Below are 24,421 nucleotides of genomic sequence, written 5' to 3'. Positions count from 1 at the left end.
ATGAATTTAACCTTTGAAAATCGATACGCTATCGGACCTAATGAAACAAAAAACCTAGATACCGAAGGTTTGAGAAAGAACTTTCTTATCGAAAAGTTATTTGGAGAAGATAATATTCACTTTACTTACAGTCATTATGATCGTTATATGGCAGGTGGAGCAATGCCTGTCAACCAAAAGTTAAAGCTTGAAACAATTGAAGCTCTATTGAAAGAAGAATATTTTTTAAGCAGGAGAGAGTTGGGGATTATCAATGTCGGCGGAGATGGCAAGGTTGAAGCCGATGGAGAACTCATTGATCTTAATTATAAGGAAGCATTATATATTGGCAAGGGAACTATGGAAGTGTACTTCATCAGTAATGACCCAGCGAAACCTGCAAAATTCTATCTGAATTCTACACCTGCTCACCATTCATATCCAACAAAAAAAGTAACTAAAGAACAGGCTAATAAAATTGAATTGGGATCCTTGGAAACTTCAAATCATAGGGTTATCAATCAAATGCTATTGCATACGGTTATTCAAACTTGTCAGTTGCAAATGGGCATGACTGAATTGCAAGTAGGTTCCGTATGGAATACCATGCCTGCGCATACCCATGACAGACGTATGGAAGTTTATTTTTATTTTGATCTTCCTGAAGGACAGTCAGTTTCTCATTTTATGGGACCTGTAAATGAAACCCGTCATATCTGGATGCAAAATGAACAAGCAGTAATTTCTCCACCTTGGTCTATTCATGCTGGTGCAGGAACTAGTAACTATACTTTTATCTGGGGAATGGCCGGTGAAAATATGAATTATGATGATATGGACAAATGTCCAATTACAGAATTGAAATAATATGAAAAAGATTTGGCTTTGTGTATTCACAATTGCAGTAGCCGTTCAGGCATATGGACAGAAATATATCCAAGTAACGAACGCTTCAGGAAATAGCAGGAATGAATTGATATCCATTCCTTATGATAAGTTTACTTCACACTTTGCCCTTGATAGCATATTCACGGTAAAAGATGAAAATGGAAATATCATTCCTCATCAATTGGAAAAGCTTGGTGCAGATCAACCTATCAATGTGCTTTTACAAGTAAAGTTGGAGCCAAAATCAAAAATAAGGCTTTCGGTTGTTAATACTGCGAGTCCAGCTATTGCCAGGAAAACCTTTGCCAGATATGTTCCTGAAAGATTTGATGATTTCGCGTGGGAAAATGATGTTCTAGCTTTTAGAATGTATGGGAAAGCATTGGAAGGTAGGGCGGATGATGCGCAAGGTTTAGATGTCTGGGCTAAGAGAACCGATCAATTAATTATTGATAAATGGTATAAGACCGAAGATTACCATAAAGATCACGGTGAAGGTCTTGATTATTATTCTGTGGGGCAAACACTGGGTGCAGGTGATATCGGACTTTATCTCAATGGAAACTTACAGTTTACCAAGCATTTTAGAAGATATAAGGTATTGGATAATGGTCCATTAAGAACCACTTTTCAGTTGGAGTTTGATCCGGAGAATGTAGAAGGACAAAATATTACTTTCAGTAAAACATATCGTTTAGATGCTGGAAGTAACTTTAATAAAGTCACTTTACAATTTGAAAATCAAAAGGAGGCGACTACGCCAATCGCTATTGGAGTGGTAAAAAGAAAAGAGGAGAACCCTAAGTTAACTTATTCACAAAAACCAAGCTCTTTGGCTTATTGGGAGCCAGAAATTAATTCAAGTGGTCATATTGGGGTTGCTGTTATTGTTCCCGAAAAAGGCGTACAGTTTGTGAATGATAGACCTGAACAAGCATTATTAATCACTCAGGTTAAAAATGATAAAGACTTTGTTTACTATAATGGAGCTGCCTGGAATAGAGCTGGTAAAATAACAGATGATAAGGAGTGGAATAAGGCAGTGGAAACCTATAAGGAAAATTTAAAGAAACCTCTGAAAACAGTATTAAAATAAAAAATGATGTCAATTTTAAGTTCATTTGATCTAAAAGGGAAATTGGCCTTAGTAACGGGCTGTAAACGTGGAATAGGGAAAGCTATGGCTGAAGGCTTAGCAGAGGCTGGAGCCGATATTATTGGGGTTTCAGCTAGCTTGGAATTAGAAGGTTCTGATGTTGAAAAATCAATCCAAGGATTGGGTAGAAAATTCTATCCATACCAATGTGATTTTTCTAAGCGTGAAGAACTCTATGCCTTTATTGAAAAGGTAAAATCCGAACATCCTCAAATCGATATCCTGTTCAATAATGCCGGTAATATTTTGAGGAAACCTGCTGTTGAACATCCCGACGAATATTGGGATCAGATTATAGAAATCAACCAAAACTCTCAATTTATCTTAACCAGAGAAATAGGGAAGGAGATGGTAGCTCGAGGATCCGGAAAGATAATCTTTACCGCTTCATTGCTATCTTTTCAGGGCGGGGTAAATGTACCTGGATATGCAGCGTCTAAAGGGGCAATTGCTTCATTGACCAAAGCATTTGCTAATGAATGGGCAAGCAAAGGAGTAAATGTCAATGCCATTGCTCCTGGTTATATTGCAACCGATAATACCGAAGCATTAAGGAACGATCCTAATCGTTCTGCATCTATCTTGGATAGAATTCCTGCAGGAAGATGGGGAGAAGCTGAAGACTTTAAAGGACCGGCTGTATTCCTTGCTTCTCAAGCCTCCAATTATGTACATGGAACCATTCTTACCGTCGATGGCGGTTGGATGGGAAGATAATAAAATAGGGGTTATCAACCGATAACCCCTAAATCTATTTACTTGTACTATCAACTTTTTATTTTAGTTCCTTAAGTCTGGTTAAAGCCTCCAGGTAATAATAATCAGCATATGTTAGCGGCCCATCCACTTCTGAGTTATGTGGTAAACTCCCTACGCTATGTTTCAAAAGGAATCCTCCATTTGTTTTATAATCTGCAAAATAGGCTGGACTTGATAAAGATTTTAAACTTTCTTTCGCAAAGTCCAAAAACTGCTTTTTATCCTTGCCTTCCGAAAATTGAGAAAGCTCTATAAGCGCTGAAGCTACAATTGCAGCAGCAGATGCATCTCTAGGAATTGGAGAAATATTTCTACCTGTAAAGTCTACATCCGAATTATATCCTTTTTGATGGGCATTAAAATCCCAGTAAGGAATTTTATCCTTCGGTAAGTTGGAATTGTTCATGTAGAACTTCGCGGCCTTTTGAGCAGTTGCTAGATAATCAGCTTTCTTGGTTTCTCGGTACATCATGGTAAATCCATAGATCGCCCAAGCCTGTCCGCGAGACCAAGTAGAATTATCCGCAAATCCTTGATTGGTTTGTTGGTGAATAGCTTTTCCATTGGCATCATAATCCACCACATGGTAAGTGCTATAATCAGAACGGAAATGATTTTTCATCGTTTGATCTGCATGGCTGATCGCTACTTCCTTATACTTTGGATCACCAGTAATGTCAGAAGTATAACAAAGCATTTCCAGGTTCATCATATTATCAATAATAACAGGGTATTTCCAAACCGTTTTGTTGTCCCAAGATTTCTTCTCGTTCCATGATTTGATCACACCTACCTTGGCATCATAGCGCTTCAAGGCAGTATTGGATGAATGAATAATAAGGTCTTTATATTCCTTTACTTTCGCAGGATCATTCAGGTATTTGATTGCATTTCCATAAGAACAGTACATCACAAAGCCAATATCATGGTGTTGGTCCAAGTCCTTTGCTTTTTCCAGTTTTTCAGTCCATTTAATTGCTTCTGCTTTAGTTTCTTCATTGGCGGTTTGATGATAGATATACCATAAAGATCCCGGGAAGAATCCCCCGGTCCAATCCCATTCATCTGTACCAATCAGTTTGCCGTCTTTGGTCGTTCGAGGGAACTTATTTAAAACATCGGCTTCTTTGGCGAGATACTGATATTGCTTGTCTGCTTTCTTAAAAATTGCCGGAATAAAATCTTGTTGCTGCGGTTTCATGCTAATAAATAAAACTGATGCTGCTGCAGCAAACAAGGATGTAATCTTGATTTTCATATATAGGTGTTCTAATAAGTTACGTAATAATCTTTAGGAAATTTCTCTCCCGAAAATGCTTTTTGTGAAGTCCATGGTTCAGGTTTACTGCTCCAAAATTCATCGCTCTCAGGCAATCCCAATGCAATAAAGGATAATGATGCCTCATAAAGGGATCCGGTATTCGTGTAAGAGTCTGCAATGTTTCCCTGTTTTGCAGAAGTTAATCCCAATACCAACCAGCCATATTTATCATAAATATCATGAACATAAATCTTCTTGAGCATAGCTGTCATGGCTGCGCGAACCTGTCCTGGTTTTAACGTTTCTGGTAATTTCTTGTCCAGGGCAACAGCTGCCAAGGGTTGAAAACCTCCATTTCTATAAGTAGAACTTCGACCAATAACTGGGTAATATCCTTCCGGAGAAATCATCCTCTCCTGATGCTCGGCATACCTTTGCATCCGCTTATAGGCGCGCTTGTATTTTTCTTCATAGTCAGCTGAAACTTTCGCATTATGCTTTAATGTTTCAACCAGCATACAATGAATCACATACCCATTATAATAATCAAAACTGAATCGAGCTCCATCACTATACCAACCATCCCCAACATACCAATCCTTATCAAATTTTTCGATGGCATGATCAATCTTCTGTCTTTCAGGTTCAACCCCAACACTGAATAAAAATGTTTCAGTCATAGAAGCGAATAGAAGCCAGTTGCTTTCATTTGGAACTATCCACCTGATATGCATAAATTCGGCTATCACCTGCTTCTTGGTTTCCTCGGGAAGTGGTTCCCATAACGCTTTAGGAGCACGTAAAAAGCCTAAAGCCAGGTGTGCCGCATCAACCAAGGTTTGTTTGGAATTATCTCGCCAAGCAAAATAATCCGGAGAATCTGGATTTACGCCATTTTGAATACCCAATAAAGCTTGCTTAAGGAATTTCTCCCTTAACTTACCTTCTGAACTTCCATCGGAGGGAAGGGCTAGCCATGGCGCAATTCCAGCCAATAAACGTCCAAATGCCTCCAAATATCCTACCTTAGGATTTCTTCCATCAAAGGATTCTGAAACCACCATGGGCATGTTTTTTTGAAAAGTTCCCTTACTGATATTCTCCAAGATTGGCGAAGCCATTTTACTGATGACCTCCACCCAATAAGCTCTGTCGTTCAAAGACTCTTTATCCAAGACTGCTGTATCTTGTGGTTTTAAATCAGAAGCTTCCACATTGGTTTTTGCCAAAGTCATTCCCCCAATGAATAGCCCTGCTTTTTGAATCCACGCTCTCCTTTTCATAATTTTAGTTTATCGTAAATGTATAACTGCCCTTTGAAGCCAAAACTTTTGCTTTTAGATTAAGCCTGTAGATTTTTGCGCCCCAGACATTGCTTAATCTAGTATCATCCTGTTCAATCACATCAATGGATGGCTCAAATAACTTTGCATCAAATGTTAGCGTATGTGTTCCATTGTTTAATGAAATCTTACCGTTTTCAATTTTAGGTTCTGATGCCAATAAGAAATGTACAATGTTTTCCTTATTAGGATTCTCAATATTGAAATCATCCGTAATGATTAATGCCTTATTGTTAATCTTGTATTTTCTGACCCATGTTTTAATCTTTGCTTCTGCAGGATATGCACCTGCGATATCCAATTTGAACTCATTTTTCTTAGCGTCAAATGATGCATCTCTTGATTTATACTTGGCTCCATAAGGTTGGTCAAACCCATTTATCTGAGGCAAGTTATGGTATGCACTCTGCATGGTCCAGATATCATAACGTTCATTACTGAATGTTTTCTTGTTATAGGTTCCTACCCCTGCATCAATAAATATAGGTTTTTCATCCATGTATAAGATGAAAGTACCAACATCGCTATGATTGTGACTTTCATTGTTGAATCCTCCTTTGGCAGCAAAGAATAAATCAGGAGTCCTGATATATAAAAACTCTGTCTCAGGGTACCATTTGTATGGATTGTTAGGCAATTGAGCAATTTCTCCATGGATTCCTTCTAAGGTTCTTAAATCTTCAAGACTTCTAAATGCATCCCGAGTTATAGAAACCTTATTTGGCTTTTTCTCCATAAGGTATTTTGCAAATTGCTTCATTTCTTTACTGTCAACGGATTCTCCATAACGATAGATCAATAATGGATCTCCACCACCTTTGGCAGATGCATCTGCAAAGTTTACCACCCATGAATCACCTCCAATATAGGATTGAGAAATATATTCCCCCATATCCTTGATAACTTTCTGGTCAAATAAGTTAATCTTATTGCCAGTGGAAAGCGCTAAGATTTCAAGGTAATCATACAACTTACCTGCTGCGTGTCCCCAATAAGATGGCCCTTCTTCACAAGCACCGTCTTTTTTAACATAATTGATAAATTTATCCACCGATCTCATGGTCTTGTAGATGCCTTCAATTTTAGCATTCTCATTATCTTCAATCAGTAATAAGGAGGTCAATACATTGAAATTACACCAAGGATTCCAGTTGTTGACAATAGCATTGTCTTTCAGTTCCAAAGCCTGCCACCACATATCATTCCTTTGCATATAGGGCTCAATAATTCGTGAATGAATATGACTCTTTAGTCTGCTGCTAATCTCAGGATTGACTTTGTTCATCTCGTCTTTTAAGAAATAATGAATCCAAGAAAGAAATGATCCCATATCTCCAGCCATTAAATCCACAACATGAACGCCCGACTGGGGTAATGTCCTTTTTGAAGATTGATAAGCTGGTACATGAGCTGATAATGACCAGGTGCTCATCTCTGTGAAATACCAAACACCATTGATGATCTGATCCATAAATCTGCCTTTTCCTTCCGCCAATTCTGCAAAAAATAAACTACTCAAAGCTGTGGCATTTTCATTCATCGGTTTCTCCATAATCACCCTTGAGCCATCTCGTTCATAGGCTAAGTAATCAGTTGCTTTGACGACCTTCCATTGATATGTTAATGCCTGTTCACCTTTTTCAATAATATTTGCATAAACTGGTGCCGTTAGCTGTTTCCAACCTTCACGGTCTGAATAGCTAGGATATGGAACCCATTTCTGATTGTCCAACAGACTGCTTTTCACTTCTGTCTGACTGAAATTCTTGCATAATAAATCTAAAGAGGGATCAGTTTTTCCGCTCGATAGAGCAGAAAAACTGATAAAGATTAAGAATGTAAAACCGATTAAATGCTTCATGTTACCAATCTTGATTTTGTGTTAAACTTGGATTCATTTCTATTTCAGCACCCGGGATAGGCCAAATGGTATGGCGGGTTTGATAGCCACGGGTCAATAGATTATCTCCAACAATACTTTTTTCAATAAAATTATTCGAAACTTCTGTAAGCTGGTTCCATCTTTTTAAATCAAAATATCTATGACCTTCAGCTGCCAATTCAACTTTTCGCTCATGTGAAATTCGCTTTTGCATATCCTGTTTGCTGGAAACCGCTAAAAATGCGGCACCCGAATTGATACCTGGCATGTTGGAACGTGTTCTAACTTTGTTCAATTCCGTAATCGCCTTATTTAATTCTCCATTCTCATTATAGGCCTCCGACAACATTAATAGGACATCAGCAAATCGAATCAATGGGAAGTTGATCGGTGTATGTGCGCGGTCTGTAAGAGCACCTTTTAAATTGCCCTCAGGAACAAATTTACGCCACATATAGGTTAACCATCCTCTGTTGTTTCTGATCTGACCGAAGTTTTCATTTACACCAGTTGCTAGAACTAGTTTCATGTTTCTTTCCTGATTGGCATTCCAACCTAGGTAGTCCGAATAGGGAACTATCAAGGATTGATTCATTCGAGGATCCCTGCCAGCATATATTTTTCTGATTTTTGCTGTATCTGGAAGATGAGTGTAATTACCATTGTTATGGGTTGCCATCATAGCTTCTTTTTTAACCGCATTGTCAGCATTATAATTCGCATAGTGATCATCCCAATTAAATGGAGACCCATCCTTGTTCTCGTAACTATCCGCAAACCTCGTGCTTGGCATTACATTGTTCCAGCAGCTTCCAAAGGTAGATCTTGATCCCATATAGAATGCCATCGGCATACCGTATGGGAAGCCTGTTCCGCCCATGTTCTGAATAGAAAAGATGGACTCAGCACTGTTGTCGCCTTCCATTTTAAATAATGAACTGTAATCCGCACTTAACGAATAGTTGTAGGCATTGGTTTTATTGTAAACAATATCCTCAAAATCCTTGATCGCATTTGCCCAATTCTTTTGATATAAATACACTTTTCCACGCAAGGCTACAGCTGCTCCCTTCGTCACTCGTCCTAGATATTTATCGTCATATTTGACTGGTAAATTTTGAATAGCAAAATTTAAATCCTCAATAATGAATTTTTGAACATCTTCAACCGATGACCTCGGATTTTTTAAATCAGCAAAATCCTTGTTTAGATCAACCTGCTCATCGTAAATTGGCAATCCTCCAAATAAATTACTTAGCTGGAAGTACATCAGACTACGTAAAAATTTAGCCTCCGAAATCATGATGTTTTTCTTTTCAGCATCAATTTCCATCTTTTGAATATTGCTGATGGCATGATTTGCTCGTTGAATTAAATCATAACCGCTTTTCCAACGACCAGTCACTGTTCCAGATCTATCCGTGAATGCACCGGAGATAATATCTCCAAAGCCAATATCATAGCCAATCCCTACATCCGTTAAGTCATCATAAGCGAACTGAAGCCCAAATGTGTTTTCCTTTTTTAGGTCATTATATACGCCTAGAACACCAGCCAAGGCTTGATCTTCTGTTTGCCAAAAAGTGTTGCCACTAACTTGGCTATATGGTACAGTATCCAACTTATAGCAAGAACTAAATGCCAAACAAGCCGAAATACATATTAAAGTTATCTTTTTCATTTTAAAATAATTAGAAGGTTAATCCTATTCCAAATACAACTTGTTTCATGGTAGGGTAGTTGGTTCCACTTACCTCTGGGTCAAAGCCTTTATATTTGGTAAAAGTCCAGAAGTTTTCCATCGACCCAAATACACGTAAATTTTGAACAGCGATTTTTTGAGTTAATGCATTCGGGAAGGTATAGCCTAACTGAATGTTTTTAATACGCATGTATGCTTTATTCTGTAACCAGAAATCACTGTTGATTACATTTCGTGTATTGTTATAAGGTAATAACCTTGGATAGGATGCATCTGTTCTTCCTTCTGTCCATCGTCCATCTATGATTTCTTGGTTCAATTGGTATCCCCATCTCACTGTTGGAGTATAATGTAAATCTGTATACACTAACTTGTTTCCAGCACTTCCTTGTAGAAAGACATTGAAGTCAAAGCCTAAATAATCAAAACCTAAGTTGAATCCATACGTAATTCTTGGCGCAGTACCATGTCCCATGGCTACTCGGTCCAAATCATTGATGATACCATCATTATTCGTGTCAACATATAAGATATCGCCTTTCTCAGGTTTTCCGTATGCCGCAAATGGATTTACTTGCTGATTGGTTTCAGGATTAATAGGAGCATTTTTGATCATATCTTCCACCAATTGTAGGTCAGCATCCGTTTGGATAATCCGGTCTGCTTTTAAAATGAATTGTGTATTGATGGCATAACCCTCTTGTAGTAAGTTGGCTCCTGAAATTGAACGATCCTCACCTTTGAATTTGATTACCTTATTGTCAATAAAAGTGAAGTTTCCACTAACGTTAAATTTAAAGTTCTCACCAATTTGACCGCGATAAGCTAAGTTGGTTTCAATACCTCTATTTCTAACTTTTGCCGCATTAGTTCTTGGAATTGATGCATCTCCAACCACCATTGGCGCAGGTAAGTTGATCAGAATGTTATTTGTAGTCTTATCAAATACATCCACACTTCCACTTAATTTGTAGTTCAATAAATCAAAATCCAAACCTAGGTTGAGAACATTGGTGCTCTCCCAGGTCAGTAGGCTATTGCTCAATCCTGTTTGTGCAAATCCTACATACAACTGGTTGTTTAAGATGTAGTTCGCAGAAGAATATAGGGTTTGATATTCATAGTTGTTAATACCTGAACTGTAGAAAAATACATCATCTACCGTTCCGTTATTTCCTAATGAACCATAAGAGGCTCTGAATTTTAAAGTTGGCATCCAACTTACGTCATAGAATTCCTCTGAAGAGATTTTCCAACCCACTGATGCTGAAGGAAATGTTCCCCATCTACTCTTGCCACTCATGAACCTTGATGAACCATCCGTTCTTAAGTTTGCCTCCAATAGATACTTATCATCCCAAGACAAATTCAAACGACCGAAATAAGAACGCATAGTCCAGTCTGTAATGTTTCCAGAAGCGGAAGCATCCAGCGTGGCAGCATTTAATACGCTCAAGGATGGGTCAATTAAATCTAATTTAGACGCAGCGAACCAGCCATCTTTTAGATATTCCTGGCTGGCACCCACCATTACTTCATATTTTAGACGATTATCAGCGGCGGAGTTTTCATACTTGGCAATACCATCCATGTAATAACGATAGGTTTTTACAGATTGATTGGTCACCGAGCTTCTTCCTGTTCCTGCTGTAGCAACCGAATTGGTCAAGAAATTCCAACGATCGTTAAATACGGGTTGTCGATAAATAAAGTCATCATTGTAGGTATAGGTATAAGATCCTTCAATGCTTAGTCCTTTGATAGGTTTTAATTTGGCAAAGAATCTACTAACAAATCTATTCTTGTTGATATCGCCTTTTTGAGCATATAATCGATGTAGGATATTGTTAGATTGAGGATCGTCTTCCGGGTTGTTTGGAGATCCAAATCTGCCGTCAGGTGCACGAAGAACCATGCCTGGTGTGCTTGCTGCAGCATATAAAAACACATCGTTGATCACATTTGTACCTATCATGGTTTTCGAAACAACTCCATTGATGTTTGTCCCTAAAGTCAACCAAGGCTTGATGTCAGCTTCTAAATTAATCCGACCTGTATGCCTATTGTAAGTCGCCTGTTCAACGATTCCTGGATTATCTAATAAACCATAGGAACCGAAAAACTTAATTTTTTCACTTCCTCCAGTAAAGGATAAATTATGGTTTTGTGATATTTTGTTTTGGAACAGCGATTCCACCCAATCTACATTGGGATACATTAATGGATCGCCGTTTTCATTGGCACGCCATAGATCTATTTTCTCTTGAGAAAAGATAGGTTTTGCATTGGCATCCCCATTTTTATAACCTTCATTCACCAATTCCATGTAATCCGCATAATTGGAAATCATGGTCATGACATTTGATGGCTTTTGAGATGAAAAGTAATTGTTATAGATTACTTTGAAATCATCGTTTTTACCCTTTTTTGTCGTAATTAAAATGACTCCATTTGCCGCTCGAGATCCATAAATGGATGCCGAAGCCGCGTCTTTTAATACCGAAATACTCTCCACATCTTGTGGGTTGATTAGGTTCATATCCCCAACAACACCATCGATTACAACCAAAGGATTGGCATTATTCAGTGTTCCTTGTCCCCGCACTCGTAAAGAGCCACCATCAGCACCCGGACGACCTGAACCCTGTGTAACGGATAAACCAGGGGCTTGACCTGCTAATCCTGATGACAAAGAGGTAATCGGTCGGCTACCTACAACATCTGACATTTGAATCGATGATACCGCTCCAGTAAGGTTCTCCTTCCTTTGAGTACCAAATCCGACTACGACAACTTCCTCAACATCTGTAGATGAGGCCTGCAATGTGATTGTTAAAAACCCAGTCCCTTGGAGCGCAACATCCTTGGTCCCATAGCCTACAGAACTAACCTGAAGGACAGAATTAGCCGGAACACTCGCTAATTCAAAATTTCCATCAGCATCTGATTTGGTGCCAATATTTGTTCCTTTCAGTTGGATGGTCGCCGATGAAATTGGATTCCCATTCTCATCAACAACCTTTCCCTTTATGCTTTCCTGGGATTTGGTAATTACTGATTCAAGAACATCATATTTAATTTCATGAGCCTGGATTTGTTGGACTGAAGCCAAACAAATGGATAGCAATAGGGGCCAGCTCACCTTTGGCTTGAGCTGCCATACTCCCTTTTGCAAAAGAGTAAAATTACGTTTCATTTCGTTGATAGTTTATATATGGTTATCTTAATAAATTGGATATAAAATCCAAGATAATCCACTCTATAGCCTATTCAATAAAAATTTCACGAAAACGATTTCTTGAAATCAATCGAAATCCAATAAAAAGCCAAAAGAAAAAGATATTAAAAGAATAAGAATACTTCCCCCACATCACGACAAGAAATTCATTCTGAGTGGCTAAAAAAAAGAGAAAAAAATTGGTAAACTTTATTTAGGAATGGACAGCCCCCATAGGTCTTAATACTAAATACTAACTACTAAATACTAAAAAAGCGACTTATTTGAGTCGCTTTTTTCTGTAGCCCGTAGGGGAATCGAACCCCTGTTTCAAGAATGAAAATCTTGCGTCCTAACCCCTAGACGAACGGGCCGGTTTGTTTTCCGGTGTGCAAATATAGAATTTACTTTTTGTAACACAAAATATTTTTTATAAAAATTGCTCATTCCCATTTAAGATGCTATTTTTAAGCTGTAAATAACAACTTATGAAACTAATTAAAACCCTAAGTATCTGTGCTATTCTTTTGGCGTCCTTCCATGCGAAGGCCCAACAGAAAAACCTGGAAGTAAAATGGGATTTCAATGAAAATTATAACCCAAAGGATAATCTCGCCCTGAAAATCATCGTTAAAAACAATGATTCGCAGACTTTGAACCTGAAAGGAAAAAACCTTTGGTTCAATTCCATGTATCCTATTGAAGAGAAAAATACCGGCGATTATTCCATTCACAACCGAAATGGTAATTTATATTCCATTGATTTCACAGATCAATTTAGCATAAAGGGCAATGATTCCTTAGTCATTGACTATAAATCACCCTATCCAATTACACACACTTCCTTTACTCCAAATGGTTTCTATTTACAGGACCGTAACAATCCTAAGGAAGTAATCAATATTGGACATCCTCAAGTTTTGCCTTTGCAACTTTCCGTGGAAGAGCAAAACAAATTCCTCAATGAGTTATTCGAGAAGAATGCATCCAGAATTTCGAAGGGATCTCAATTGATTCTGCCTACACCTGCTCATATAAAAGTTGGAAAAGGACAATATAAATTCGATACGCAGGCAACTTATTATGTACATGAACATTTCAATTTTGCATTGCAGCCATTCCAGGAATTAGCTGGACAATTAAGTCAGTTGACATTTGTTGGCGGAAATGAGAAAGATGCAAACATTAAAGTTCTTTATAAGGAAGGGTTAGGGGCAGAGGAGTATAGCTTAAAAATCGATGCCAAGGGCATTAGCATTGAAGCTACGGAAGCAGCAGGAGCATTCTATGCCTTACAGTCAATCAAGTCCTTATTGACGGCTGATCAACTCAGAGCCAATGGAGCGGTGAGTCTCCCATATTTGGAGGTTCATGATAAACCAAGGTTTGAGTACCGTGGATTCATGATGGACATTGCCAGAAACTTTAAGGGTGTCGAAACTATCAAGAAATACATTGATGTGATGGCACAATATAAGGTTAACAAGTTACATCTGCATTTTATTGATGACGAAGGCTGGCGATTGGAAATTCCTTCACTGCCAGAACTTACGGAAATAGGTTCTAAGCGATCTCCTTTCTATCAGGATGGTTCGAGCATTCAACCTGCCTATGGTTCTGGAACTGAGGTTACAGAGGGTCACTTCTTAACCAAGGCTCAATTTCAGGACTTGCTGAAATATGCGGCATCAAAATATATTACCATTATCCCAGAGATTGAAACGCCTGGACATGCTCGGGCAGCGATCAAATCCATGGAGACACGATATAATCGCTTGATGAAAGCGGGCAAAACTAAAGAAGCGGAAGAGTTTTTATTGTATGAAGCAGCTGATAAATCTGAATATAGCTCGGCCCAATATTGGGATGACAATGTGATGAATCCAGCTTTACCTTCTGTTTACCACTTTTTAGATGTAGTCCTGGACGATATTAAAAAGATGTATGATGAAGTCGGCTTGAAGCTTGAGGTAGTTTCGTTGGGTGGTGATGAAGTACCTGCTGGTTCTTGGGAAAAGTCTCCAGCAATACAAGCCTTGATGCAGAAAGAAGGTTTCAAATCTGTTTATGAAGTATGGCCATATTACGTGAAGAAAATCAATGCGATTTGTGCTTCTAAAGGCCTGACCATGGCTGGATGGGAAGAATTCGGAATGGTAAACAAAGGCTCAGGAATGGTTGTGAATGATGAATTGGCTCATTTAGGAATGCACTTGGATGTCTGGAATAATGTGATTGGAGGAGGGCATGAAGATCTAGTTTATAAATTAGCTAATGCTGGATATAAAACTATCTTTATCAGCGCCGCCAATTTTTATCTTGATATGGTTTGGGATCGTGATTTTAGAGAACCTGGCTTGAAATGGGCAGCAATTTCTGATCTGTACCATTCTTTCTCCTTATTGCCAGAGAACTTCTTCTCCAATATGGTAATCACAGAACCTGGAAAGAAATTAGAACCTAAATATATAGCTTCCAAAGTGCGATTGACAGAAAAGGGAAAATCCAACTTGTTAGGAGTTAAAGCTGCATTATGGGCAGAAACCGTCTTAACACCTGAGCGAATGGACTATATGCTATTCCCTAGGATGTATGCACTTTCAGAACGCGCTTGGGCACCCAAAAGAACCTGGGAGGATGATTCTAAATTCAATAAAAAAGCATTCGCAAAAAGCTATTCTGATTTTGTAAATAAAGTCGGGTTATTGGAACTTCCTAAACTTGACTTGATTGCTGATGGCTTCAATTATAGATTGCCTTCAGTAGGTGTGGCTCAACAAGGGAATCTACTGAAAGCAAATATTGAATATCCTGGTTTTGATATCTATTATACCTTGGATAGTTCAACCCCATCGGCCTCTTCTCAAAAATTCCCAATCAAGGGATTGAAACTAAAGAAAGGCGACAAGATCAATCTTGCAGTAGTGGATGATAAGGGTAGAGTAGGAAGAGTATCCAGCTATCTGGTTCAATAAAATTAAATCTAAAGAATCCAGTTTTTTCGCGGAAAAACTGGATTCTTTATTTCAATCATCTTCATTCTATTTAAATCCTATAAATGAAGCAAAACACAGGTGTTTATGTAGAACATCCACCATCTTAAACCCAACTTTCTCCAATAATTGCAATTGGTAAACTAGGGGTCTGGGTGAATCCTCTTTTTCTATATATGCAAAAACATGTTTTTGGTATTCTTGATCCTTCAAGTTAATCAGAAAGTCCCCATAAAGATCTTGATAAATAAACTTTTGTATCGCGGGGCTATTTTGTTCAACCATATCAAAAATCCAGATACTTCCACCGGGGCCTAACAGCTTATATAGCCTCGCAAATGATGTTTCCCAATCGGCATCATCTCGTAAATGGTGTAAAACCATGGTCGCAATAATTACATCATATTTTCCTTCTGTAAGTTCAACCGTTCTAAAATCACCCTTGAAAATTTCTACTTTGCCTTCAGTATGTTCCTCCACTCTTTGTTTTGCTCTTTCCAACATGGGCAAACTCAAGTCTACAAGGTCTACATTCACTTTCGAATTGGTCTTCATTAAGGTTTTTACTGCATAATTCCCCGCGCCACAACCAATATCCAATATATACTCTAAATCAGGGTAAAGGTTCTTTATTCCGTCTGTAATCAGCTCCATATTTAATACAGCATCGATCGTATTGGCTTGACTCGTCTCTAAATTGGAAAATCGTTCTACATCCGCATCAAATCGTTGTTCAATCTCTTCTAAACTTGATTTATTCATGATCTATTTGTTTGATACTCAAATTTATCTCTTTCAGTTATACCTGAAAAATACTATTTTTATCATAAGATAATACCTTACAGGTATCATGGAACTAAGACATTTACATTATTTTAAGACCCTAGCCGAAGAATTGCATTTCGGGCATGCTGCGAAAAGATTATTTATTTCACAGCCACCTCTAAGTCGACAAATCAAGGAACTTGAACTCGAGCTTAAAGCTGAACTCTTTATTAGAAATAATAAAAAAGTGGAACTCACTGAAGCTGGAAAGTATTTCTATGCTCAGGTTGATGCCATGATCAGTCATTTGGAGCTAGTCAAGAATACAACCCGGTTGATTCATGAACAGGTTTCTGGAGAAATCCGCCTTGGTTATATTAGTTCCACACCAAAGCAATTTATCGCCAATATTCTAGAGGATCTAAAAATTACCTTTCCCTTGCTTCAGGTAAATCTGATTGAAGCTTCAAGTATGGTTCAGGTAAAATCTTTGCTTAATGGTAAGCTGGATCTAGCCATCATTCGTGGCAAGATCCCTGAAAATAATATTCAAATGAAATTATTGTTTAAGGATGAATTATGTGTGGTTGCTCCATTGAAAAACTTTGGAAAATTCGCCCTTGATGAAATTAAATCCATGGATTACATTTCATTTAATAATGACTATGCACCAGATTATTTTAAGTTGAGTGAGGAACTTAGCCAAAAGCTGAATTTTGAACCTAAAATAAAGCATCAATGCAATAATATGAATGCTATCCTGGAGCTGGTGCGGTTAAAGGTAGGCTATGCTATTGCCCCATTTAGTATTGTTCAATCCAATAAGGATTTAACGATTATCAAATCTTCCGAAATTCAGAAAAAAATTGAAAGTAATGTTTATCTGGCTTATCATGCGGATAATTCCAGCATGGGGATGAGGCAAATCCTGGATAGGATAGGCAAACTACAAAAATAAAGGTCTCCCAAATTTTGAGAGACCTTTAATATTTATCTATATTTTACCTTAGAACGTTTTAAATTTCTCAGGTTCCATTTCCGTAAATGAGGCTACTTTTTGATAATTGATACTGTCTGCATTCGCCTTAAAGGTAGTAGGAAGGATCAATCCATTCCCGATATCCTTATAGCCATTTACTAAATAACTTTTATTATCCATATCCAAACGTTTTACCAATCCAGATTCTTCGCTGACATAGAAACTTCCAGAATTACCCAAGAAATTTGAAAAATCTAATTTTTGAAGCTTCTCCGCATTGATAATCTTATTGCTGGACTGGGAACTGATATTGGAGGAAAGAATACTGATAGGTAAGGATAATACCTTTAAATCAATATTATATTGTCCAATCAAATCCTGTAAAACATTTCTAAAGTCTTGAGCTGATATTTCAGCACCATTTTCATTATAGATATGATTTAACTTCTGGCTTTGAACATTCAACAAGGCAACTACATTTTCATTGTTCAGGGTGCCTTCAAAACGTACATTCCCAGATTGTTTGTCCAATAAGAACGTCCTGTTCCCGCTAATGGATGGATATTTACTATTTCCAGAAACGGTAAACATAATATATTTGGTGCTTTCCCATTTCGATTTGCCCCCAACACCATTCCAGATCTTGTCCATGATATTGTCAGACTGTGCTGAAAGCATTGCTGGCGAAATTGTAAGTGCAGCAAATATTAAATAGATATAGAAAACTATATTCTTCTGTTGTTTCATAATACTGAATTTTGTGATAATATGAGAGGAATTCACTACGTGCATAATTCTGCAACCCCAAAATCAAATTGGGAATGATTGAGTTGCTTTGTTCGTATGTGTATTTTGTATCATAACCTCCTAGTTATCAAAAACAATACCATTAATGATTTTTGTGGATTAGGCCCATTTGAATTGCCGTAATGGCAGCTTCTTCACCTTTATTTCCATGTTTACCTCCAGCTCTATCCAAGGCTTGTTGCTCATTGTCTGTGGTCAACACCCCAAAGATTACCGGTTTATTGTATTTTATCCCTACTTGCGCAATCCCGTTTGCTACCGCATCACAGATAAAGTCAAAATGACGGGTCTCCCCTTGAATAACACAACCTAATGTGATCACGGCATCTAATTCTTTATTGCGTAAGGCAATATCACTGCCTGAAATCAATTCATAGCTTCCAGGTACTTCAATCAATTCAATGTTCTCTTCCTTCGCACCATGGTTCAATAAACCTTGATATGCTCCATTTAATAAGGCTCCTGTAATTTGTGCATTCCATTGCGATACTACAATCGCAAACTTTAAATTTTCAGCATTACCCACTGCTAAGTGCGAAAAGTCAGAGAGATTCTTTAAGGAACTTGACATACGTATATAATAAAAATAAAGGGCTACCTTTTGGTAGCCCTCAAAGATAATTAAAATATTTTTGGTATCTGTTGAAGCTTGATTGGTTGTAGACCAACCTTGTCAATTTCTTCAATAAGGTCAAACCTAAATCCTAATTCCTAAATCCTGAATCTATTGTTGCTTTGCTTGAACGCGTGCAAGAAAGCTGTCAATTGTAGTGGATTCAGCACTCTCAGGAAATTCATCTCTGATACGTTGGTATGAGATTTCAGCATTTTTGTAATCCTGTAATTCTTCATATACCAAACCTAATTTCTTTAAGAAAATTGGAGTTGTGTAAGCGTTGCTGCTCTTGTCAGCTGCTTTCTTATAATAGTTTGAAGCTTTATCGTAGATCTTCTCTTCCGAATAAGCATCGCCTAATAATCCAATTACCAATGGATCTAATACTTCACTTCCTGTTTCAGTATATTGTTCCAAATATTTGATTGCCTCTTTGAAGTTTTTCTGACGTAAGTATAAACCTCCTAGATAAGCATTCGCAATGTTCGCTGATTTTGTGTTTGAATACTCATCAGCAATTTCTTTAAATCCTGGGAATGAACCATCACCATCGATTGCTTTCTTCTGTAATGAATCAATCGTAGCATAGTGTTCTGCTTGGTACATTTGGTTAGCTGCCTTCTCTGCTCTTGGCGCTAGATAAAAATTCTTGTATCCGAAATAAAGGAGGATCAATACAATGATACCTGCAACTATAAAGATGATACTCTTTTGATTTTCTTCGAAAAATGATTTCTTCGGCCCTGTTTTAATCGCTGAAGAACCGTTTTGATTATTTTGTGACATTCTTAGTTTTAATAGATTACGGAACGCAAAAATACACTTTTAAAGAATACTTGCAATAATTTAGGAAAAATATTTAACAGCATTAGGAGTTCGCATTCACCATGTTTTCTTTATCCAATTGTTCATAAATCGAGTTCTGGCTTTTGAATTCCGGAACCATAACCTTCATCTGACGAACAATATTCAGATTATTATTGCCTTCCAACTGTTTGGAAAGAACTTGGATTTCATTTTTAACCAAATTGAAATCGTTCTCGCGCACCTTCGCAATCATGATTTTTTCATGGTGCGTAGGCATTGTGTTCTCCAAGTCATTCAATAATTCTTCGTATAATTTTTCACCTGGTCTTAAACCCGTGAACTTAATATCAATATCTTTGAATGGGGTGAAACCAGATAAGCGGATCATTTTCTTGGCCAGATCCACAATCTTAACAGATTTACCCATGTCAAATACGAAGATCTCACCGCCATTCCCCATATTACCAGCTTCAATCACGAGTTGACAAGCCTCTGGAATAGTCATGAAATATCGGGTGATATCTGGATGGGTAACCGTTACTGGACCTCCCTTTTCAATCTGATCCTTAAACCTCGGAATAACCGATCCATTCGAACCCAAGACATTCCCAAATCGCGTGGTAATAAAACGTGTCGCTTTGATTCCATTTACTGAGGATAAGTATTTGTTCAAGGATTGAACATACTTCTCCGCAATTCGCTTCGTCGCCCCCATAACATTCGTAGGGTTGACCGCCTTATCTGTAGATACAAATACAAATTTTTGAACCTCAAACTCTACAGCTAAATTCGATAGGAGATAGGTGCCGAATACATTCGTCTTAACACCCTCACTTGGGTGATTCTCCATCATTGGAACATGCTTATAGGCCGCCGCATGATAAACATAATGCGGTTTGAAGGTCTCGAAAAGCAAACGCATCCGCTCCTCACTACGAATATCAGCAATATAAGTATGGTAGATCTGATTCTTGAATTGATCTTGAAGATCTAGCTGTAGATTATGTAATGGTGATTCCGCCTGATCACATAAGATGATCATCTGCGGTTCGTATTTACCCAACTGTTTTGAGATCTCACTCCCAATTGAGCCTGCCGCTCCTGTCACCAATACCCTTTTGCCACGCAATTGATCCATTAATTTCTCATTCGAAATCTGAATTGGAGCACGCTCCAGTAAATCCTCAATTTTGATTTGCTTGATCTGTGCTGGAGATAAATCCCCGTTGATGATTTTACTTACCGGCGGCAAGGTCAATACCGTAATATTATGCTCTAAGGCTTGGTCGATTATATTGTTTTTAACATCAATATCAATATTGGAGGAAGCAATGATCAATTCATCCACCCCGAATTTATGGGCGGCACGAGAGAAATCCTTGGAACCATAGATTTTTAAACCATCGATGGATTTTCCAATTTTCTCCTCATTATCATCGATATATGCTACAATAGTTTTCTCTGAACGAAAGTCATGCTCAAAGGTTCTTTTTACTGCGATTCCTAAATCCCCAGCACCATATACAATTGCATTCTTACGACCGTTCCGGGTTGATTTCGTGTATTGAAAGAAAATCTTGATACAGGTTCTATAAGTGGTCAATCCGGTGAATGCAAATAAGGCATAAATAATAATCAGGTTTGTAGGAATATTGATATGTATTTGTAACGCAATAAAAATCAATTTCGCAATAAACATGATGATGGAAGTAAAGACAATCGTCGATAAAATCCGAATGGAATCTACCGCAGAAGTGTACCTCACAATACCACTATAAAGCTTGAAAACCAAAAATGAAATGGCGGTCAAAGTCATGCAAAATAAGAACTCAATAGAGAAGTCCGTTTTAGAGAAAGAATCAACATTAAAGTTGTTGTAGAGGGTAAATGCCAATAAAAAGGCACAAGCGGAAACTGCTATGTCGAACATGAAGATAATCCATCTAGGAACAATCTTGATGTGATTCAACGGCTTAATTATTCTCATCCTAACGGGTTAGTTTGTAAACGTACGATTAATATAGTTTATATATTTAATTTTAACCAAATATAATCCTTAACCTTTATTTGTTGAAATATAATTACGTATTTTTAACATGCATTATATTTACATAAATGATAAATGTATCAAAATTAGCGCAAGAAGGCATTTTACAACCTAAGGAAGCATTGCTGTCAAAAGACAGAAAGAAGGGAAGTCTAACAATTGGTATACCTAAGGAAAATACATTCCAAGAAAATCGTATTGCATTAACTCCACTTTCTGTTGGCCTATTGGTTGAAAATGGTCATGATATCTTAATTGAATCGGGAGCAGGGGATGCATCCAATTTCTTGGATCATCATTACAGTGAACAAGGGGCACGTATTGTTTACGACATAAAGGAAGTCTATAAAGCAGACTTGATCATCAAAATATCAAGCCCAACCCTCAAAGAGGTGGAATTGATGAAAAACAGGCAAGTCCTGTTTAGCTCGCAACAACCTTCCTTGATGAAACTGGAAGTGTTGAAGGCATTGATGAAAAAACAAATCACCGCTTTATCCTTTGAATATTTACAGGATGAGGGTGGACATTTGTCGGTGGTTCGTGCCATGAGTGAAATCGTTGGGGCTACTTCCGTCCTTATTGCTGCCGAATACCTGTCGAATGTATTTGATGGTAAAGGCCTGATGTTAGGTGGGGTGACGGGTGTTCCGCCAACTGAAATGGTAATTATTGGTGCGGGTACTGTCGGTGAGTTTGCCGCCCGAACGGCTATCGCATTGGGAGCCCAGGTAAAGGTATTTGATAGTTCAGTATATCGCCTGCGTCGCTTGCAGAGTAATGTCGGAAGCCGAGTATTTACTTCCGTCGTCCAACCTATTGTCCTCAATAAAGCCGTTCGAACCTGTGATGTGGTCATCGGTGCCGTAAGAGCTCGTAATGGTCGGACGCCATGTTTAATCTCTGAAGATACGGTCTCCAAAATGAAACCTAATTCCGTGCTGATTGATGTCAGTATTGACCAAGGTGGTGTTTTTGAAACCTCTGAAGTGACCAACCATGATAAACCTACCTTCAGAAAATACGATGTCATTCATTATTGTGTTCCCAATATCGCCTCTCGGGTGGCTCGAACAGCAACCTATGCGCTGACCAATATCTTTACGCCGATCTTGATCGAGATTGGTGAAGCAGGTGGAATGAATAATATGATCTGGGCTAATCAAGGTATTCGAAGTGCTATTTATTTGTATCACGGTAATCTAACTAATAAAGACATGAGTGATAAATTCCAAATCCCTTGTAAGGATCTGAATCTTATCGTCATGGCGAATCTCTAATTATGAAAAAATTTGTATTCCTTTTTATTCTAAGCATGATTGCATGGCATTCGAAAGCCCAAGATACTGGGCAAATGAGGTATTTATATGGCAAGGCCGAAATACCTAAATCTACGGTGAAGTTTGATTCCCTTGATGAATTTGATAAACCTAAAATTTATGTTCATAAAGCAGAACATGAAAAAAATGACTTGGTATTTTTGGTAATTCCAGGTGGTGGATACGCTGGCGTGGCCATCAATCACGAAGGTCATGATGTCGCCAAACGCTTGAATGACATCGGCTATTCGGCTTATGTTCTTTTTTACAGACTTCCTAAAGCTGAATTTATGGAAGACAAACGCTTTGGTCCTTTACAGGATGCTCAATACGCACTAGCACAAATCCGAGCAGAAAATCCTAAAAAGAAAGTCGTGGTTATTGGATTCTCTGCGGGAGGACACCTCGCTGCAACCCTTTCTAATTTGTATGATCGTCCGCAAACCGATGAACTAAAGAAGTCAAACCTTAAACCTGATTTCTCAGTGCTTTGTTACCCGGTAATCTCCATGGACGCTGCAATTACCCACCAAGGTTCTAAAAACAACCTTATTGGTCCGGATTTTAAAGATGAAGATGTGGAGTTGTTTTCTTTGGAAAAACAGGTCGATAAAAATAATCAACCTACTTTCTTAATGAGTGCCAAGGATGATAAAGCAGTTCCGATTGAAAATAGCTATAACTATAAGAAGGCTTTGGATCAGTATAAAATTCCAAATATGATCTTTACCTATGAAGAAGGTGGTCATGGATTTGGCTTGATCAATAAAACTGACTCTAGAGATTGGTTTGCAGCCATGATGGATTGGCTAAAAACCGTCAATAAATAATTTATTACTGAAATGAATGGTAGGAAGATACGAGAATGTTTATTCTCGTATTTTTTTTGACCTGAGCTTTTGGAAATTGAATCATATGCATGGTCAATTCCTCATCACCCAAGATAATTTCATTATAAAATCCTCGGAACTTAACATCTTTTATCCAAAATGGACCGTTTGGATCTTCCTCATAGCTGACATGTTCTTGTAAAATGGAAATAATGTTATTACTCTCGATGTTAATTCGTTTTGCCAATTCTGGGGTCAAAACATTACTCTTTGCCAAAAGTCTTGCAGTATAGGCCGTATGTGGCGTATTATATAACTCTTTAGGATTGCCGAAGTCCGCGATTTCACCAGCTTTCATCACCAATAAATAATCTGCCATAGCCAAAACTTCTGCCGGATCATGGGATACCAAGATCACTGTTAAACCAGTGTTGCTAACAATATTTTGGATGTCCTGCTGTAGTTCATCCCTGAATGCCGCATCAACCTGATTAAAGGGCTCGTCCATTAACAAAACCTCCGGATCATTGATCAAGGCTCTTGATATAGCAACCCGCTGTTTTTCACCTCCACTCAGATCCGCAACGCGTTTCTGAGCTAAATGATCAATCCGCAATTGCTCCAAGACCTCCTGGGTTCTTCTTGCTTTCAATTCCAGATTGGTATTGGATAATTGAGAAGCCACATTATCCCAAACCTTGGCATATAAGTTTAAATCATCAAAGCCCTGGGATACTAATTTCATGGCATCATGCCCCGGAATCAATTTGTCCTTCCGCGTCGGAACCAACCAGCCTCTATATCTTATTTCACCTGAATTCGGTTCCAATAAACCATAGATCAATTTCAATAAGGTACTTTTTCCACTTCCTGACTCCCCAATAATGGCCGTAATTTTTCCTTCCTCAATCCCAAAATTGACATGCTTTACAGCCGTAACCGTTAAATTGCCCTCAAAAATTGCGGATACATCCTCTCCATGGATCAAGGGAAGATCAGGCTTTTGGACATCAGAAAATATATATTGACAAGAGTTAGATTGTTGAGCCATAAAAAATGTCGGGCTTTTTG

The 24,421-nt window shown here is 38.0% G+C and carries 18 protein-coding genes and 1 tRNA gene; 7 read left to right on the top strand and 12 right to left on the bottom strand.

What is annotated here, in order from left to right:
- Genes kduI through PZ892_RS15745 form a run of 3 tightly spaced genes read left to right on the top strand, consistent with a single transcriptional unit; the run spans position 1 to position 2,740 of the window.
- Positions 1–846 (top strand): 5-dehydro-4-deoxy-D-glucuronate isomerase, encoded by an 846-nt coding sequence (gene kduI, locus PZ892_RS15755; RefSeq protein WP_094280642.1) that lies wholly within the window; start codon positions 1–3, stop codon positions 844–846.
- A gap of 1 nt (position 847) precedes the next feature.
- Positions 848–1,963, top strand: a complete 1,116-nt coding sequence (locus PZ892_RS15750; RefSeq protein ID WP_277711493.1) for a DUF4861 family protein — start codon at positions 848–850, stop codon at positions 1,961–1,963.
- 12 nt (positions 1,964–1,975) lie between these two features.
- Complete coding sequence (locus tag PZ892_RS15745; RefSeq protein WP_179221466.1) at positions 1,976–2,740, top strand: SDR family oxidoreductase; 765 nt, start codon at positions 1,976–1,978, stop codon at positions 2,738–2,740.
- A gap of 58 nt (positions 2,741–2,798) precedes the next feature.
- Here the strand turns inward: PZ892_RS15745 and PZ892_RS15740 are convergent, their stop codons facing one another.
- From PZ892_RS15740 to PZ892_RS15715, 6 genes are all read right to left on the bottom strand, one after another.
- Positions 2,799–4,040, bottom strand: a complete 1,242-nt coding sequence (locus tag PZ892_RS15740) for a glycoside hydrolase family 88 protein (RefSeq protein ID WP_094257202.1) — start codon at positions 4,038–4,040, stop codon at positions 2,799–2,801.
- 11 nt (positions 4,041–4,051) lie between these two features.
- Positions 4,052–5,326 carry a DUF2264 domain-containing protein gene (locus PZ892_RS15735; protein ID WP_094280640.1) on the bottom strand — a complete coding sequence of 425 codons (1,275 nt, stop codon included), beginning with the start codon at positions 5,324–5,326 and terminating at the stop codon, positions 4,052–4,054.
- 4 nt (positions 5,327–5,330) lie between these two features.
- Entirely contained in the window at positions 5,331–7,247 is a 1,917-nt protein-coding gene (locus PZ892_RS15730) for a heparinase II/III family protein (protein ID WP_277711492.1), read from the bottom strand.
- 1 nt (position 7,248) lies between these two features.
- A complete protein-coding gene (locus PZ892_RS15725; RefSeq protein ID WP_094280638.1) occupies positions 7,249–8,949 on the bottom strand; it encodes a RagB/SusD family nutrient uptake outer membrane protein in 1,701 nt (566 codons plus the stop codon).
- 10 nt (positions 8,950–8,959) lie between these two features.
- Positions 8,960–12,166 carry a TonB-dependent receptor gene (locus tag PZ892_RS15720; protein ID WP_277711490.1) on the bottom strand — a complete coding sequence of 1,069 codons (3,207 nt, stop codon included), beginning with the start codon at positions 12,164–12,166 and terminating at the stop codon, positions 8,960–8,962.
- A 323-nt stretch (positions 12,167–12,489) separates the two neighbouring features.
- Positions 12,490–12,561: transfer RNA gene (locus PZ892_RS15715), tRNA-Glu, on the bottom strand.
- 114 nt (positions 12,562–12,675) lie between these two features.
- Between PZ892_RS15715 and PZ892_RS15710 the strand changes: the two genes are divergently transcribed.
- Entirely contained in the window at positions 12,676–15,162 is a 2,487-nt protein-coding gene (locus tag PZ892_RS15710) for a family 20 glycosylhydrolase (protein WP_277711489.1), read from the top strand.
- A gap of 66 nt (positions 15,163–15,228) precedes the next feature.
- Here PZ892_RS15710 and PZ892_RS15705 read toward each other — a convergent pair whose 3' ends face one another.
- Positions 15,229–15,942 (bottom strand): class I SAM-dependent methyltransferase, encoded by a 714-nt coding sequence (locus PZ892_RS15705; protein ID WP_169715242.1) that lies wholly within the window; start codon positions 15,940–15,942, stop codon positions 15,229–15,231.
- An 88-nt stretch (positions 15,943–16,030) separates the two neighbouring features.
- Between PZ892_RS15705 and PZ892_RS15700 the strand changes: the two genes are divergently transcribed.
- A complete protein-coding gene (locus tag PZ892_RS15700; protein WP_094258451.1) occupies positions 16,031–16,903 on the top strand; it encodes a LysR family transcriptional regulator in 873 nt (290 codons plus the stop codon).
- A gap of 48 nt (positions 16,904–16,951) precedes the next feature.
- On the opposite strand, the gene PZ892_RS15695 is transcribed toward PZ892_RS15700, so the two are convergent.
- From PZ892_RS15695 to PZ892_RS15680, 4 genes are all read right to left on the bottom strand, one after another.
- A complete protein-coding gene (locus PZ892_RS15695) occupies positions 16,952–17,671 on the bottom strand; it encodes a hypothetical protein (protein ID WP_277711486.1) in 720 nt (239 codons plus the stop codon).
- Between the two features lie 142 nt (positions 17,672–17,813).
- Positions 17,814–18,302: a 6,7-dimethyl-8-ribityllumazine synthase gene (gene ribH, locus PZ892_RS15690; RefSeq protein ID WP_094258453.1), complete on the bottom strand. Its 489-nt coding sequence runs from the start codon at positions 18,300–18,302 to the stop codon at positions 17,814–17,816.
- A 153-nt stretch (positions 18,303–18,455) separates the two neighbouring features.
- Positions 18,456–19,133 carry a tetratricopeptide repeat protein gene (locus tag PZ892_RS15685; protein ID WP_094258454.1) on the bottom strand — a complete coding sequence of 226 codons (678 nt, stop codon included), beginning with the start codon at positions 19,131–19,133 and terminating at the stop codon, positions 18,456–18,458.
- Positions 19,134–19,215: 82 nt separating this feature from the next.
- Positions 19,216–21,141 carry a nucleoside-diphosphate sugar epimerase/dehydratase gene (locus PZ892_RS15680; RefSeq protein ID WP_094280597.1) on the bottom strand — a complete coding sequence of 642 codons (1,926 nt, stop codon included), beginning with the start codon at positions 21,139–21,141 and terminating at the stop codon, positions 19,216–19,218.
- Between the two features lie 128 nt (positions 21,142–21,269).
- Here PZ892_RS15680 and PZ892_RS15675 point away from each other — a divergent pair, with 128 nt between their 5' ends.
- Positions 21,270–22,481 (top strand): alanine dehydrogenase, encoded by a 1,212-nt coding sequence (locus PZ892_RS15675; RefSeq protein ID WP_094280596.1) that lies wholly within the window; start codon positions 21,270–21,272, stop codon positions 22,479–22,481.
- Between the two features lie 2 nt (positions 22,482–22,483).
- Positions 22,484–23,350, top strand: a complete 867-nt coding sequence (locus tag PZ892_RS15670; RefSeq protein ID WP_094280595.1) for an alpha/beta hydrolase — start codon at positions 22,484–22,486, stop codon at positions 23,348–23,350.
- Between the two features lie 4 nt (positions 23,351–23,354).
- Here the strand turns inward: PZ892_RS15670 and PZ892_RS15665 are convergent, their stop codons facing one another.
- Positions 23,355–24,401, bottom strand: a complete 1,047-nt coding sequence (locus tag PZ892_RS15665) for an ABC transporter ATP-binding protein (protein ID WP_094280594.1) — start codon at positions 24,399–24,401, stop codon at positions 23,355–23,357.
- Positions 24,402–24,421: the final 20 nt, after the last annotated feature.

The sequence above is a fragment of the Sphingobacterium sp. WM genome (assembly GCF_029542465.1).
Lineage (GTDB): Bacteria > Bacteroidota > Bacteroidia > Sphingobacteriales > Sphingobacteriaceae > Sphingobacterium > Sphingobacterium cellulitidis.
This window is presented reverse-complemented; position numbering and strand designations above follow the sequence as displayed.

What these genes read in the sequence shown, in the direction of transcription:
- PZ892_RS15700 (WP_094258451.1), top strand. Translation starts at nt 16,031, where the DNA reads ATGGAACTAAGACATTTACATTATTTTAAGACCCTAGCCGAAGAATTG.
- PZ892_RS15730 (WP_277711492.1), bottom strand. Translation starts at nt 7,247, where the DNA reads ATGAAGCATTTAATCGGTTTTACATTCTTAATCTTTATCAGTTTTTCT.
- PZ892_RS15710 (WP_277711489.1), top strand. Translation starts at nt 12,676, where the DNA reads ATGAAACTAATTAAAACCCTAAGTATCTGTGCTATTCTTTTGGCGTCC.
- PZ892_RS15750 (WP_277711493.1), top strand. Translation starts at nt 848, where the DNA reads ATGAAAAAGATTTGGCTTTGTGTATTCACAATTGCAGTAGCCGTTCAG.
- PZ892_RS15670 (WP_094280595.1), top strand. Translation starts at nt 22,484, where the DNA reads ATGAAAAAATTTGTATTCCTTTTTATTCTAAGCATGATTGCATGGCAT.
- PZ892_RS15705 (WP_169715242.1), bottom strand. Translation starts at nt 15,942, where the DNA reads ATGAATAAATCAAGTTTAGAAGAGATTGAACAACGATTTGATGCGGAT.
- PZ892_RS15695 (WP_277711486.1), bottom strand. Translation starts at nt 17,671, where the DNA reads ATGAAACAACAGAAGAATATAGTTTTCTATATCTATTTAATATTTGCT.
- PZ892_RS15735 (WP_094280640.1), bottom strand. Translation starts at nt 5,326, where the DNA reads ATGAAAAGGAGAGCGTGGATTCAAAAAGCAGGGCTATTCATTGGGGGA.
- PZ892_RS15725 (WP_094280638.1), bottom strand. Translation starts at nt 8,949, where the DNA reads ATGAAAAAGATAACTTTAATATGTATTTCGGCTTGTTTGGCATTTAGT.
- PZ892_RS15740 (WP_094257202.1), bottom strand. Translation starts at nt 4,040, where the DNA reads ATGAAAATCAAGATTACATCCTTGTTTGCTGCAGCAGCATCAGTTTTA.
- kduI (WP_094280642.1), top strand. Translation starts at nt 1, where the DNA reads ATGAATTTAACCTTTGAAAATCGATACGCTATCGGACCTAATGAAACA.
- PZ892_RS15685 (WP_094258454.1), bottom strand. Translation starts at nt 19,133, where the DNA reads ATGTCACAAAATAATCAAAACGGTTCTTCAGCGATTAAAACAGGGCCG.
- PZ892_RS15680 (WP_094280597.1), bottom strand. Translation starts at nt 21,141, where the DNA reads ATGAGAATAATTAAGCCGTTGAATCACATCAAGATTGTTCCTAGATGG.
- ribH (WP_094258453.1), bottom strand. Translation starts at nt 18,302, where the DNA reads ATGTCAAGTTCCTTAAAGAATCTCTCTGACTTTTCGCACTTAGCAGTG.
- PZ892_RS15665 (WP_094280594.1), bottom strand. Translation starts at nt 24,401, where the DNA reads ATGGCTCAACAATCTAACTCTTGTCAATATATATTTTCTGATGTCCAA.
- PZ892_RS15675 (WP_094280596.1), top strand. Translation starts at nt 21,270, where the DNA reads ATGATAAATGTATCAAAATTAGCGCAAGAAGGCATTTTACAACCTAAG.
- PZ892_RS15720 (WP_277711490.1), bottom strand. Translation starts at nt 12,166, where the DNA reads ATGAAACGTAATTTTACTCTTTTGCAAAAGGGAGTATGGCAGCTCAAG.